This window comes from Rothia koreensis, assembly GCF_004136575.1.
Lineage (GTDB): Bacteria > Actinomycetota > Actinomycetes > Actinomycetales > Micrococcaceae > Rothia > Rothia koreensis.
Genome location: NZ_NOIQ01000002.1, coordinates 1 through 13,636, shown reverse-complemented (window position 1 = coordinate 13,636; position 13,636 = coordinate 1). Strand labels below are relative to the sequence as shown.

Below are 13,636 nucleotides of genomic sequence, written 5' to 3'. Positions count from 1 at the left end.
CCGGCTGACTAGTAGGCCAGCGAACGGTCAATGGCCTCGAGCATGCGGTCGATGCTCGGGAGGTAGTCCTCCTCGACTCCGGCCACGGGGTAGGGCATGTGGTATCCACCGACCCTGAGAACGGGGGCTTCCAAGCTGTAGAAGCATCGTTCGGTGATGACGGACGCCAGCTCGCCGCCGATTCCGCCGAAAGTGGGCGCCTCGTGCGTGACGACCAACCGGCCGGTCTTCCGCACGGAGGCCTCGACCGCGTCGAAATCGAGGGGGGAAATGGACCGCAGATCCACGACTTCAATGCTCATTCCGTCCTCGCGCGCGGCGTCCGACGCCGCGAGCGCAACGGGGACCAGGGGGCCGTACGCGGCGAGAGTCACGTCGCGCCCTTCCCGAACGATCTGCGCGCGCTGCGTGGAGGGTGCGGATACCGAGCGGTCGACGTCGCCCTTGAGCCAGTAGCGGCGTTTCGGCTCGAGGAAGATCACCGGGTCGTCGGATGCGATGGCTTCCCGCAGCATCGTGTAGGCATCCTGGGCATTGGACGGTGACATGACCCTGAGGCCCGCGGTATGGGCGAACAGGGCCTCCGGGGATTCCGAGTGGTGTTCGATGGAGCCGATGTTGCCGCCGTAGGGGATCCGGATGACCACGGGCAGTTTGACGTCGCCCTGAGTCCTGGCGTGGATCTTCGCGAGCTGCGAGGTGATCTGGTTGAACGACGGGAAAACGAATCCGTCGAACTGGATTTCGCAGACGGGTCGGTATCCGCGCATGGCCAGGCCGATGGCGGTACCCACGATTCCGGCTTCGCCGAGAGGGGTGTCCATCACGCGCTCGGGCCCGTATTCCTCCTTGAGCCCCTGGGTCACGCGGAAGACGCCGCCCAAGGTCCCAATGTCCTCGCCCATGAGCAGGACGGCTTTGTCTTCGCCCATGGCATCGGACATGGCCGCGTTGAGCGCCTTGGCCATGGGCATCGATTCGACCGGCATTGCGATGTTCTGTGAAACGTCGCTCATGATCAGCGACCGCCCTCCTGCGTCTCGGCATCTTCGAAGCCGGCTTCGTACTCGTGGAACCAGGCTCGTTCTTCTTCGACGAGCGAGTTCTCTTCGGCGTACACGTGGTCGAAGACGCCGTCGAGGGTCGGTGCTTCCATGGCGAGGACGGCTTCGCGGATCTCCGCACCGTACTCCTTGGCCCGTTGATTGGCCTCTTCGAAGAAGTCGTCCCCGACACCTTCCAGCCGCAGGTGCTTCTCAAGGCGGACGAGAGGATCCTTGGTGGTCCATTCGTCCTCTTCGTCCCGGGTCCGGTACTTGGTCGGGTCGTCGGCCGTGGTGTGTGCGCCCAGGCGGTAGGTCTCGGCCTCGATGAGGACGGGTCCTTCGCCCCGATGGATCTTGTCCATGGCGTAGGCGGTGACCGCCTGGACACCCAGTAGGTCATTGCCGTCCACGCGGATGCCTTCGAAGCCGTAGCCCGCGGCCCGTTCCGCCAGCGGAAGGCGGGACTGCGTCGAGAACGGCACGGAGATCGCCCACTTGTTGTTCTGGACGAAGAACAGTACCGGAGCGTCGTAGGAAGCGGCAAAGACCATGGATTCGTGAGCCTCGCCCTCGGTCGAAGCTCCGTCGCCGAAGTAGACGACGGTCGCCTCGCTGCCGCCGGCCTCGGCGTCGTCCGAGTGCTCTTCCTGACCAATGCCCAGTTGCCGGTCCAGCTTCTGCCCCATCGCGTAGCCCACGGCGTGAGGGATCTGCGAGGCCAGCACGAAGGAGTAGAGGTTGAAGCGGTGTTCCCTGGGGTCCCATCCGCCCGGCGCGTAGCCGCGGAACACCCTCATCATGTCCCTGAGATCGACGCCCCGTTCATACGCGAGCGCGTGCTCGCGGTAGGAGGGGAAGATATAGTCGTTCTTCGGGATGGCGCGAGCGGAACCCACCTGAGCAGCCTCCTGTCCCTTGGACGGGACCCAGAGGGCAAGCTTTCCCTGGCGTTGCAGCGACGTCGCTTCGTCGTCGAAGCGCCGGACCGTCAACATGGTGGCGTACGAGCTCTTGAGGTCGTCGAGGGTGACGTGCTCGATGTAGGGATCGAAGTCCGGGTCCGATCCACGGTGCCCGTTCTCGTCCAGAATGGTCACCCGGTTCAGACGGCCCTCGGTAGCCCCGGGGTGTGGGGTTTCCGCGGTTTCCATGAGTCCTCCCATGTGGCTAGGTTGTCCGGCACCCGGTTGGTCCGCCGGAGCACGGTGTGCAGAGGTGCCCGCGGATCAAAAAATACACCCCTAGCCTACCTGCCCGATCCGTCCAAGAATTCGCCGGCGATCCTGATGAATCGCGTGTTGGCTTCGTCTTCCCCGATGCTGACTCGAACCCCTTCGGGGTGGAACGCACGCACCGAGAGGGCGTTGTCATCCGCCAATCGGGCGAAGTCCTGGGTTCTCTCCCCCAGCGGCAACCACACGAAGTTGGCTCGCGTGGCCGGGATGTCCCAGCCCTGGTCGGTCAGGGCATCGACGACTCGTGTTCGCTCCGAGACGAGGTGCCGCACCTGGTCCGCGATCTCCTCGGAGTGTTCGAGCGAAGCGATCGCGGCCTCTTCGGCCACTTTCGTGACGGCGAAGGTCGTCGCGGAAACCCGCAGGTACTGGGTGATCTCCGGGTGGGAGATCGAATATCCGACGCGCAACCCCGCGAGACCTGCGGCCTTGGAGAAAGTTCGGAGGATCACGAGATTGTTGTACTCGCCGTAGAGATCGATTCCTTCCGCGAGGCCGCCTTCTGCGCGCTCCTGGTCGGTGAGTTCGGAGGCCAGACAGAACTCGAGGTAGGCCTCGTCCAGGACCACCACGATGTCGGAGGGGACCTTCGCCATGAAGTCCTGGACCTTCTTCTTGGTCAACGCCGGCCCCGTGGGGTTGTTGGGGGTGCACAGGATCACGACCTTCGTTCTGTCGGTGATCGCCGCGGCCATCGCATCCAGATCGTGTTCCCCGTTGGGCAGGTTGGGTACGCGCACCTCCTTTGCCCCGGCCAGGCCGGTCACGATGGGGTACGCCTCGAAGGAGCGCCAAGGATAGATCACCTCGTCCTGGCTTCCGTCCTGATTTCCCCCGGCAAAAGCGGCCAGTATCTGGCTGAGTGCCCCCAGGCTTCCGCCGCCGGTCACGATGTCCTCAGGATCGACACCGAGTTTGCTCCCCAGGGCTTCCCGAAGATCCGTGCACAGCGGATCCGGGTACCTGTTCGACGCCGAGAATTTCTGGATCACCGATTGCACCGCCGGAACCGGGCCGAGAGGGTTCTCATTCGAGGACAGCTTGTACTGCTGCAGCCCTTCGACCTTCTGCGGGGGTTTGCCCGCCGCATATTTCGGGAGGTTGCCGAACACGTGACGCGGAGTGATTTTCTGCGAGTCGGGGGTCAGATTCTCAGTCATGGATTCCACTCTATCCTTTCCATCGGGGCCGACGTGTCAGGAATCACGTCGGTGACCTGCGGCTTGTTCCGAGCCTCGTTCGGCGGCAGGTCTGCGATCATAGGTCTCCGACGACGCCTCGAAGGTCAGGGTGCGCACGGTGGATCCGGCCGGGACGGCCTCCTGGATCATGCGCAAGTGGGCTCGGCCCTCTGCCGTCCGGCCCAGTTCCCGATCGGCGGCGGCTGCTGCCTCGATGTAGGTTTCGGCCGAATGGGTCATCGGCACCGGCCCCTTGTTCCGTCCGGTGTTCCCGACGACGACGACCGCGTGCTCGTTGCCGGGAGCGATCCCTCCCCCGGTCAGGGACGGCACGGGGTCGTCGATGTCCCTGAGGTGAAGGACCTTGGTAGCGGGATCGACACCGCGGTAGGTCGACGTAGGGCTGCCCGTGGTCACGACACCGCGCACGGAGTACCTGCGCCCGAAATCCCTGTTCGTCGCGAGCCCCATGGCGGCCATGCCGCCCTGACTGAACCCCGAGAGGATCACGGGGTCATCGACACCGGCTCCAGCTTCGCGGAGGGCTCGGTCGACGAGCTGCATGAGACCTGAGGCCTCCTCCAGAGGGGTCTCCGGCGAGACCGTCACCGCGTCCAGGATGCTGCGGGCACTGTTGGGATCCGTCCGGCTCGTGAGGTTGTCGAAGTCCGTGCCCGGTATGGACACGAGGTACGACCTCGTGCCGTCCGGCCTGTCCACGACCTGCACATCGACGTGCGCGAGAGACACCTGGTTCTGCGGGCCACGTGCGGCGTCGTGCACGTCGTCGTGATCGCCCGCAGACTTCAGGCTCGTCACAACCGTCGCGACACCGGCAGGTCCGCTGGTCGTCCTGGGCTCCGAGGTCTCGACGGTACGGAAGTCCGTCAGCCGCACCAGACCGAACCCCATGCCGCGTCGATACCGCACAGCCCGCCCTATGCCCTGTCGGAGGTTCTCGAGTGGCACGCCGCTTCCGGCAATCGTCGACCGGGTGGCTGCGCCGGTTCCCCGAAGCGCCGCGTCCGCGACGAATACCGAGCCACCGACCACCGCGAAACTGCCGGCCGCGAGCATCAGGCCCAGTGGGTTGCCGCCCGAATGCAATGCGGTTCCGAACAACAAACGGTAGGGAACCGAATGAACAGCGTTGAAGCCACTCACCAGAGTCTCGGCCAGATGTTCGGCCTGTTCGTAGGAGGTACGGGCAACGCGGAGCTTCACCGCATCGTCCGCTGCCGAGACGCCCAGGGAAACCAGAAGATCGCGAGCGTCGTCGAGGGCATGAGCGGCGGCTGCGGCCTCGGGCGCCACGTGGGCCCAGAAATGCTGGACTTCCGCGACGAGTGGGGCCGTGGCCAGCCAGACCTCACCCACGGCCTCACCCACGGCAGCAACCTCCTTCTCGAGGCGATGGATCTCTTCGGTGTCGATTTTCTGTTGCACCGACGAAGCGCGAACCATGACCGCCCCCTCGGGCACCGTGCCGAAGTCGATCGCGAATGCACCGGTCGGCCGGGCGGGGGCCATCGCAAAGATTCCCCACTCCCTGAGTTCGGGCCCCAGGACACCGCTCACCGTGAACCACCGAGCCTCGCGCCACCGATGGCCTCGACCGCTGCGCGATAGATGGAGCCGTCCACGACTTTCGCGTATGCACCGCGAGCGGTTCGAAGGTCCTCTGAGGCTTGGATTCCGAGGGCTCCGCGAGCGACTGCTTCCACCGCCTCGTGGATACCGGATTCGGCCTTCACCGCGACGCGGGCGGCGGACTCCGTCACCCGATGTTCGAGTACGTCCAGCTCACCAGCAAGATCTTCCAGCTTCTGCCTGATCTGCGCACCCGCTCTGCGCAGGTGGTGCTCCGCCCGGGTCAGGGCCTCCTCCGCCGTCAGGACCCGGGCGGCCTCACGGCGAACTTTCGCCCTGAAGAGCTCGGCCGCGGGCGACTCCCACGACGTTCCGCTCGTACCGGCCCACCGTTCTCCTGCCGTTCCGAGGTCCGCTCGGCGCCTGGCCACGCCGTTCGCCAGCTCGGCGAGCCTGTGTTCCGCCGAGATCGCGACGCCGCGCACCGCGGCGGGGGCCACCAGGCCCAAGGCCGCCACCATGTCCATGCTTCCACCTCCCCGAGAATCGATCCCGCGCTTCTCGCGGTCCCGATGGCGCTTATTCTGTCCGGTGGAAGAATGCGGCGCTCATCGTGCCGCACGGAATCGCTCTCGGTGTGGACGAGGCGGAAGCCAAGAGCCTTTCGGAAGCCCTGTGGACGAAACCGGTGCGGCGCTACGGCCATGCCACAATAAGGACATGGCCAATTCTTCGCAGAACACCAGTCCGTCCGATTCGTCGCTTCCGAACGGGCGCACCAGCTTGACTCAGGTTGACCCTCCGATCGCGCTCGGTCCCTTGGACGGTCGCTACCAGCCCCAGACGGCGCCGCTGACCGATTATCTTTCGGAGGCCGCGCTCAACCGCGATCGCGTCCACGTCGAGGTCGAATGGTTCATCTACCTGTGCCGGAACGGAGTCCTGCCCGGCCTGGAGCCGCTGAGCGAGGCCCAGGAGGCCGACCTGCGGGCCATCGTCACGAATTTCGACGGCGAATCGATCAGCGAATTGGCCGAAATCGAGGCCGTGACGGTTCACGACGTCAAAGCGGTCGAATACTTCATCGGCAATCGGCTCGAGGCCCTGGGTCTCGCACGTCTGAAGCCCCTCGTGCACTTCGGGTGCACCTCGGAAGACATCAACAATCTTTCCTACGCCGTCGGGATTCGTGACGCGGTCACCAACGTGTGGTTGCCCGCCGCCCGGGAGCTCGTGGACGGTGTCTCGGACCTGGCGTCCTCCGCACGGGACATGCCCATGATGTCCAGGACGCACGGCCAGCCCGCAACGCCGACGACGCTCGGCAAGGAGATGGCGGTCCTCGCTTTCCGTCTCCAGCGGCAGATCAAGCACGTGGAGAACCAGGAGTTCCTCGGCAAGATCAACGGCGCGACCGGAACATACGCTGCCCACTATGCCTCCGCACCCCAGGTCGACTGGCAGGAGGTCTCCCGCGGTTTCGTGGAGCACCTCGGGCTCACGTGGAACCCGCTGACCACGCAGATCGAGTCCCACGATTGGCAGGCCGAGCTCTACTCGAGCATCGCCCACTTCAACAGGATCCTGCACAACCTCTGCACGGACATCTGGTCCTACATCTCGATCGGATACTTCCGCCAGATCCCGGTCGCAGGGGCGACGGGCTCCTCGACCATGCCGCACAAGATCAATCCGATCCGTTTCGAGAACGCCGAGGCCAACCTCGAAATCTCCTGCTCCCTCCTGGACACCCTGGGAGAGACGCTGGTGACTTCTCGGTGGCAGCGTGACCTGACGGATTCGTCGTCGCAACGCAATATCGGGGTCGCCTTCGGGCACTCGATCCTGGCCATCTCCAACGTCACCAAAGGTCTGGCGTGGCTCGACGTCGCCGAGGAAGCACTCGCCGAAGACCTGGACCGCAACTGGGAAGTGCTCGCCGAGGCGATTCAGATGGTCATGCGCGCGGAATCGATCGCGGGCGTGGACGGCATGGACAATCCCTACGAACGGCTCAAGGACCTGACGCGTGGCCACCGCGTCGACCAGGCCAGGCTCATCGAATTCGTGTCCGAGCTGGGCCTCTCGCCCGAGGCCGAAGAGCGTCTGAAGAACCTGACGCCGGCCACATACAACGGCATTGCGAGCCGCCTGGTGGACTACATCCGGTAGCTCCGGGCGTTCCCGCATCGGGCGCCCGAACGATCAGCGCAAAGACGGCGCGGGCCCGCTCCCTCGTGAGGGAGCGGGCCCGCGCCGTGCGCATACCGGAAGGAGGCGTGTCAGCCCTTGGAGTCGGCGTCTCCCGAGGCGTGACCGGACGTTCCGTCCGAGGACTCACCGTGACCGCCGGCCTTCTTCGAGGAGTCTTCCTCCTTGTCGGCCCCCGCGGGCAGGTCGCCGGCGAGGACCTGGGCCTTCTTCTCCTCCTTGGGATCCTCGAACTTCGGGGCGCGCCCGTCCAGCTGGAGTGAATCGGGGAAGAGCTTGGGTGCTTGCCCGAAGGCTTCCTTCGTGGAGTGGATGACCTGGCGCCCCAGCGCCAGGTTCGCTCCCCCGCCGACAACGGCGCCGAGACCGAAAGGCAGGGCACGACCGAGCAGAGCCCCGGACTGTCGAGCCAGGAAGCGCTTGACGAACATGTTACGGATCGTCTTGGAGACGCTGAATCCCTTGTCGTCTCCCTTGCCCATCATGAGACCCCATTTGTTGGAGATCCCCGATGCCCGACCGGACTGGCCGAGAATCTGCTGCATGAGCACCTTGCCGTCGTCGCCCAGCATGAGGGCCATGACCATGGTCCGCGCCTTCTCGGGATCCTCGACGTGGGCCCCGTAGAGCTCGGCGACGGACTGGGCGTAAATAGCCGTGCGCTCCAGGTAGCCGCCGACGGCGACGATCGACAGGCCGACCGACGTCGCCGTGCCGATCCCAGGGATGAACGCCGAGGCTCCGACCGCGCCTCCCCCGACGGTCACGTCCCTCAGGTAGAGGCGCTCGAGACGGCGAGCGATCTGTTCGGGGGTCTCGTCCGGGTGCTTCTTCCGGAGCTTCTTGATCGAGGTGACGACCATGGGCCGCTGGACGCGCAGAACCGTGTCCAGGGCCTTGTTGAGAGCGGGCTTCGGTTGCCCGTTGTCATCGAATGCATTCTTCATTGCAGAGTCAAAGGGAAACTTCGGTGCCATGTTCACATCTAACCACGTGCTCATCGGGGGTCCACAGGTCTCAGCCGAGAGCGGAGAATCCCGAGCTCAGCCCGCCGAACCACTCAAGTTCCCAATTCTCCCACGAATTCCTGCGTCTGCAGAGGGTCCAGAACCTGGGCTGGGTGCGGCCCGGCGTCGAACCACCGGCGCTCGAATCCGAGGGCCCGGTCCACCAGACCGGGTCCGGCCGCGAGGATCAGGTTTCCTTCGCCCTTCCTCCTGATGAGGCCGGCATCGGCCAGCGTCCACGCCCCTGATGCGACGCCGACGCGCGGGTCCGAGCTCGCGGCGTCGGCCAGGAACCCTGCCTGTCGGGCGAAGAAGTGCAGGCCGACGTCGTCGCCCACGTTGACCACCAGAGCACCCCGCGGCGACAGGAGTTCGAGGCACTCCGCGTAGAACTCGCGGCAGGCGAGATGCTCCGGGGAGTCCCTGTCGGCAAAGATGTCGACGACGACCAGGTCGAACCCTTCCCCGTCGTCGAGGCCCGCGGCGGAGGCGAGGTGCGGCAGGGAATCCCGTGCATCATCGATCAGGAGGCCCAACCGCGTACCCTCCGGAAGTGGAAGTCGGTCCACGACGAGCGACGGCAACTCGCGCTCGATATCGACCGCCACCTGGCGCGATCCCGGCCGCGTGGCTTGAATGTATCGGGGAAGAGTCAGCCCGCCCGCGCCGAGGTGCGCCGCGGAGACCGCCTCGCCGGGCGCCGCGATCGTGTCCACGACGTTTCCGACGCGACGCAGGTACTCGTAGAAGATGCTCTCCGGGTGGTCCAGGTCCACGTGGGACTGCTCCGCACCGCCGATCTCGAGCACAAACCCGCGGTCGCTGAAACCGTCCGGCAGGATTTCCGCCTGCAGACCCGAGAATCCGAGGTGGACCCGGTGACCGCCGCTCATACGATGAATTCTCCGGCCTCGTGCCGGTAGTGGCTCTTGGGCTCCAGCTGGATCGTCGAGTGGGCGATCGAGACCTCGAAGTGCTCGGAAATGCAGTTCTGGAGGTCGCAGAGCATCTGGGCACTCTTCCCGTCCTCAAAGCACCGGTCGTCCAGGACGATGTGTGCGCTCAGGACGGGGAGGTCGGTCGAGATGCGACTCGCGTGGAGATCGTGGACCTTCACGACCTGCGGGTGGGATTCGAGATGGCGCCGGACCGCGTCCATGTCGAGCCCGGGAGGGGCACTTTCCAGGAGCACGCTGACCGATTCGCGGAGAATGAAGACGGCCCGGGGAATGATCAGGACTCCAATGAGCAGGGCCACGACGGCGTCGGCCTGCATCCACCCGGTCCACGCGATGACAAGGGCCGAGACAATCACGGCGACGGAACCGAGCGCATCGTTGACGACTTCCAGGAATGCCGCGCGCAGGTTGAGGTTCTTCTCGCCCCCGAACAGCACGGCCATCGCGGCGATATTTCCGAGCAGCCCGATCACGCCGAACACGATCAGTTCACGATCGGCCACCGGTTGCGGGTGGGAAAAGCGTTGGATGGCCTCGATCACCACCATGATCCCGACGACGATCAGCACCGTCGCCTGGACCGCGGCGACCAGGATCTCGACCCTCTTCCAACCCCAGGTCCTGTGCTCCGTGGCGGGCCTGGCGGAGAGCACCGCGGCGCCCAGGGCCATGCCCAGGCCCGCGGCGTCGGTCAGGACGTGGACGGTGTCGAAGAGGAGCGCGAGGGAACCGGTGAGCACAGCGCCCAGCGCCTGGGCGAGGAAGATCGCGATGGAAATTCCGAACGCGACGGCGAGCCGACGTCGCCCTGCGCCGGCCCCGTGCTGGTGACCGTGGTCGTGATGATTGCCCATCGGAATCCGCACCCCCATTCATAAGCATTTGCTTATATTTTAGCCAAGGGTCCGTGCCGGTGAAAGGGTGCGGACGTGCTGTTATCTCACATCGAACTCGCGGAATTCACCCGTGGGATCGGCGTCCCACCGCTCGACGTCGCTGACATGCCCCGCGGTGTCTCCCGACGTCAGCGCAGCATAGAAAGCCTGGACCCCCTCTGCGGGGCCCTCGACGACGATTTCGACGCGCCCGTCCGCCAGGTTTTCCGCGTATCCGAGCACGTCGTGCTCCTGGGCGACGCCGCGGGCCCACCACCGGAATCCGACACCTTGGACCCTCCCGGAGACCAGCGCCTCGAGGCGCGCCTCCGGGAGGTCGACGGCGGCGTCGTCCTCATCCTCTGACTGGCGTCTGCCGCGGATGGAGTTCCAGAGTCCCATGGTGCAGCTCCTAGGCCAGCTGGTCCGTGGCCGGGGCCTCCGCGATGGCCTGGGCGATCGGGGTGTCGCCATCCGTGAAGGGCAGGGCCTTGCGAATGGTCGAGTCGTCGGCCAGCACCGCAACCAGAACCCGTGCGACGTTGGCGCGGGAGGCCTTCACGTCCGAGCGTTCGGTCGTGATGGTGATCTTCCCCGACGGCTCGTCGAGGGACAGGGCGGTCGGGCCGACCAGGGTCCAGTCCAGGTCGCTTTCGCGCAGGTGCTGGTCCGATTCCGCCTTGGACTGGGCGTAGGCGTAGAAGTCCTCGCTCTCGGGGACGCCGTGATCGAAGGATGCACCCAGGTAGGAGACCATGAGGTAACGCTTGACCCCCGCGTTCTCGGCGGCATCCATCGAACGGTTCGCGGCGTCGCGATCGACCTCCCACGTGCGCTGAGGGTCTCCGCCGCCCGCACCGGCCGACCAGATGATCGCGTCGATGTTCTGATCCTTGAAGACCTCGGTCATCTGCTCCGTCGACAGGTTGGAGATGTCCTTGACCAAAGCGTTGGCGCCGGTTTCCTCGACGTCGGCGACCTGGTCCTGCGAACGGATGATCGACGTGACGGTGTGCCCGGCCTCGGTCAGCAGGGGCGCGGCCAGGAGCGCGACCTTGCCGTGTCCACCGATGATTCCAACATGTGCCATCTTCGTTCTCCTTCGCTCTGACGAGTGTCCTTGCTTCTGGTTCAACTGTTCCACACGCCGCTCTATGCCTGAAAGGGTCCGTCGGGCGGAATGCCGGGGTTGGGTGAGGGGATGGGCCAGGATGAGGCCGCGAGGTGGCAATCCCGTGCGGCCAACGCGGCGAGAGGGCAATCCCGTGCAACCGGCGCCGCGAGGTGGCAATCCCGTGCGGTTTTCGGGGCAAAAACCGCACAACTTTGCCACCTCGCGCGGATTTCCGCACGAGATTGCCACCTCGGCCGGGTTTCCGCACGAGATTGCCCCCTCGCGCCGCTGCGCAGCAGACTTCCGTCTCCCACCGCGGCAAGACCGAGCGAAGCACGACCTGATCCACCGCCCGAACCACCAGTCACCCGAATCACCCATCGCCGAGGCCATGAAGATCCCGTATTCGCCCCGTCAGCACCGGATTGGAAGCCCCCGCTCCCCTCTGCTAAAGTGGCTCTCGCGCTGATCGGCGGCCAGGTGCCGCTGTGCTGATGCGCAGGCCTCCTTAGCTCAGTCGGTAGAGCGTTTCCTTCGTAACGAAAAGGTCGCCGGTTCGATTCCGGCAGGGGGCTCTCGTTGTGAAGGCCCCGGAACTACTAGGTTCCGGGGCCTTCATTCGTACCGGCCCTGGACCGGTGGCGCAGCTCGCGCGGCGCTGTGGGATGGGCCGCGTCGGCGTCGTCCGCGGAACAAGAGGCCGCACGATGGCGTTGGGGAGAGTAGAGAACAATGTTGTCGAGACCAGAGCGAGGTAATCAGTGTCCACAGACTTCCACCGCAATGAACGTGCCGCCAATCTCCCTGCGCGGCTTTCCCGTTCGTGGTTGCTGACATCCGCCATCTCGTTGGAGTCCTACAAGCCGAACTACGAGTCCGAAGCCGATTCCGTCATCCTCGACATGGAAGACGCCGTCCCGGCCGACCAGAAGGAACAGGCGCGCAAGAACGTCGTCGAGGCGTTGGACAACGGAATGCGGGCCTGGGTCCGCATCAATGACATCAACACCGAATTCTGGGAGGACGACCTCGCCGCCCTCTCCAAGGCGGAGGGCCTCCGCGGCATCGTGCTCGCCAAGACCGAGCACCCGCACCACGTGACCCGCACGGCCATGATGTCGCGCGCCGGCACGCCGGTCATCGCCCTGATCGAATCGGCCATCGGCATCATCAACGCGGTCGACATCGCCAAGGCACCTGGCACTTTCCGTCTGGCCTTCGGCATGGGCGACTACCGCAAGGACACCGGCATCAGCAATGACCCGATGGCTCTCGCGTACCCGCGCTCCGCGCTCGTGGTCGCATCCCGCGTGGGCGAGCTGCCCGGCCCGATCGACGGACCTGCCAACGGCCTCGACGGCCAGGAGCTCCTCGACGCGAGCCGTCAGAGCGCCTCGATGGGCATGACGGGCAAGCTCACCCTCAACCCCGCCCAGACCGACACGATCAACCACGGCCTGGCGCCCTCCGAGGAAGAAATCTCGTGGGCCCGCGAAATGCTCGAGAGGGAAGAAGGCGGTTCCGTACCCAAGGACGGTTCCTACCTCCCCCGTCTGGCGCGCGCCCGCAAGGTTTCAGAGCTCGCCCAGACCTACGGTATGTGGGGTCGCTGATCGAACGACGACGCCGCCCGGCCCGCTCCGGACGACGCCACACCAATGCCCCGGCTCCGGTCTTCGGAGTCGGGGCATTGTGCTTTCCATGAGGTGCGACGCGCCGGGAGTTGGGTGAGTGCCGCGCCGGGTGGGTGTTGTGGTCGGGTGTCCGGGCCGGGTGGGCCTCGCCGCGGGTGGGTGTTGGGTGTCCGGGCGAGACTCGCGCCGGGTGGGTGTTGGGTGCCCGGGCCGGACGGGTGTCGGGTGTCCGGGCCGGGCGAGACTCGCGCCGGGTGGGTGTTGGGTGCCCGGGCCGGGCGGAATTCGCGCCGGCCACCCCGCTGGACGACCTCAATTGCCCTCGGATCCCGCCCCTAATCCCGCCTCAGATCCCGCGTTGCGAGGCGGTTGCCCGATGGGGCGCCGGTTCCCCGCGCGTGCGCGCCGTTGGCACCCCTGATTCCGCCCGCGTGAGGTGGCGGTTACCCGATTCGGAGTCATTGACCGCCCCCAGGTGGGGGTTAGAGCACCACGTATCGGGGGCAGATGCCTCTCAATCGGGCAACCACCACCCAACGGCAGCTCGATACCCGCGGCGTCGTCGACAACCCCTGCCGGATCCGCACGAAACCGCCACCTCGACCCCGAGAACCGCCCGAGGTGGCCATCCCGTGCAGACAACCGTGACGAGGTGGCAGCGTCGTGCAGAATCCGTGGCGAGGTGGCAGTCCCGTGCGGATTTTGCGTCGAAAATCGCACAGAATTGCCGCCTCGCCGAGCGGGACGCACGAGATTGCCACCTCGGCCACGCATGCCCACGCCC

The 13,636-nt window shown here is 65.8% G+C and carries 12 protein-coding genes and 1 tRNA gene; 3 read left to right on the top strand and 10 right to left on the bottom strand.

The annotated features are described in order from the left end of the window. Window positions 1-8: 8 nt before the first annotated feature. From EWU68_RS03720 to EWU68_RS03700, 5 genes are all read right to left on the bottom strand, one after another. Window positions 9-1,016: an alpha-ketoacid dehydrogenase subunit beta gene (locus tag EWU68_RS03720; RefSeq protein ID WP_238692305.1), complete on the bottom strand. Its 1,008-nt coding sequence runs from the start codon at window positions 1,014-1,016 to the stop codon at window positions 9-11. A 2-nt stretch (window positions 1,017-1,018) separates the two neighbouring features. Then, window positions 1,019-2,197, bottom strand: coding sequence for a thiamine pyrophosphate-dependent enzyme (locus EWU68_RS03715; protein WP_129314547.1), 1,179 nt, complete (start codon window positions 2,195-2,197; stop codon window positions 1,019-1,021). Window positions 2,198-2,292: 95 nt separating this feature from the next. Continuing rightward, entirely contained in the window at window positions 2,293-3,441 is a 1,149-nt protein-coding gene (locus EWU68_RS03710) for a histidinol-phosphate transaminase (protein ID WP_129314546.1), read from the bottom strand. Window positions 3,442-3,477: 36 nt separating this feature from the next. Next, window positions 3,478-5,040, bottom strand: coding sequence for a hypothetical protein (locus EWU68_RS03705; RefSeq protein WP_129314545.1), 1,563 nt, complete (start codon window positions 5,038-5,040; stop codon window positions 3,478-3,480). Next, window positions 5,037-5,579 (bottom strand): hypothetical protein, encoded by a 543-nt coding sequence (locus EWU68_RS03700; RefSeq protein WP_129314544.1) that lies wholly within the window; start codon window positions 5,577-5,579, stop codon window positions 5,037-5,039. The genes EWU68_RS03705 and EWU68_RS03700 overlap by 4 nt, the downstream gene beginning before the upstream one ends. Before the next feature lie 193 nt (window positions 5,580-5,772). On the opposite strand from EWU68_RS03700, the gene purB reads away from it, so the two are divergent. Beyond that, window positions 5,773-7,224 carry an adenylosuccinate lyase gene (gene purB, locus EWU68_RS03695; protein ID WP_129314543.1) on the top strand — a complete coding sequence of 484 codons (1,452 nt, stop codon included), beginning with the start codon at window positions 5,773-5,775 and terminating at the stop codon, window positions 7,222-7,224. A 110-nt stretch (window positions 7,225-7,334) separates the two neighbouring features. Here the strand turns inward: purB and EWU68_RS03690 are convergent, their stop codons facing one another. The 5 genes from EWU68_RS03690 to EWU68_RS03670 all read right to left on the bottom strand — a co-directional run bounded on the left by EWU68_RS03690 (window position 7,335) and on the right by EWU68_RS03670 (window position 11,194). After that, window positions 7,335-8,210 (bottom strand): di- and tripeptidase, encoded by an 876-nt coding sequence (locus tag EWU68_RS03690; protein ID WP_193554030.1) that lies wholly within the window; start codon window positions 8,208-8,210, stop codon window positions 7,335-7,337. A 113-nt stretch (window positions 8,211-8,323) separates the two neighbouring features. Further along, window positions 8,324-9,163, bottom strand: a complete 840-nt coding sequence (locus EWU68_RS03685; RefSeq protein ID WP_129314542.1) for a spermidine synthase — start codon at window positions 9,161-9,163, stop codon at window positions 8,324-8,326. Then, complete coding sequence (locus EWU68_RS03680; RefSeq protein WP_129314541.1) at window positions 9,160-10,083, bottom strand: cation diffusion facilitator family transporter; 924 nt, start codon at window positions 10,081-10,083, stop codon at window positions 9,160-9,162. Before EWU68_RS03680 ends, EWU68_RS03685 begins: the two co-directional genes overlap by 4 nt. An 81-nt stretch (window positions 10,084-10,164) precedes the next feature. After that, window positions 10,165-10,506, bottom strand: a complete 342-nt coding sequence (locus tag EWU68_RS03675; protein WP_129314540.1) for an acylphosphatase — start codon at window positions 10,504-10,506, stop codon at window positions 10,165-10,167. A 10-nt stretch (window positions 10,507-10,516) separates the two neighbouring features. Beyond that, on the bottom strand, window positions 10,517-11,194 hold the full coding sequence (locus EWU68_RS03670) for an SDR family oxidoreductase (protein WP_129314539.1): 678 nt from the start codon (window positions 11,192-11,194) through the stop codon (window positions 10,517-10,519). A 526-nt stretch (window positions 11,195-11,720) separates the two neighbouring features. Between EWU68_RS03670 and EWU68_RS03665 the strand changes: the two genes are divergently transcribed. Next, window positions 11,721-11,793: transfer RNA gene (locus tag EWU68_RS03665), tRNA-Thr, on the top strand. 186 nt (window positions 11,794-11,979) lie between these two features. After that, window positions 11,980-12,831 (top strand): HpcH/HpaI aldolase/citrate lyase family protein, encoded by an 852-nt coding sequence (locus tag EWU68_RS03660; RefSeq protein WP_129314538.1) that lies wholly within the window; start codon window positions 11,980-11,982, stop codon window positions 12,829-12,831. The last annotated feature ends 805 nt before the right edge of the window (window positions 12,832-13,636 follow it).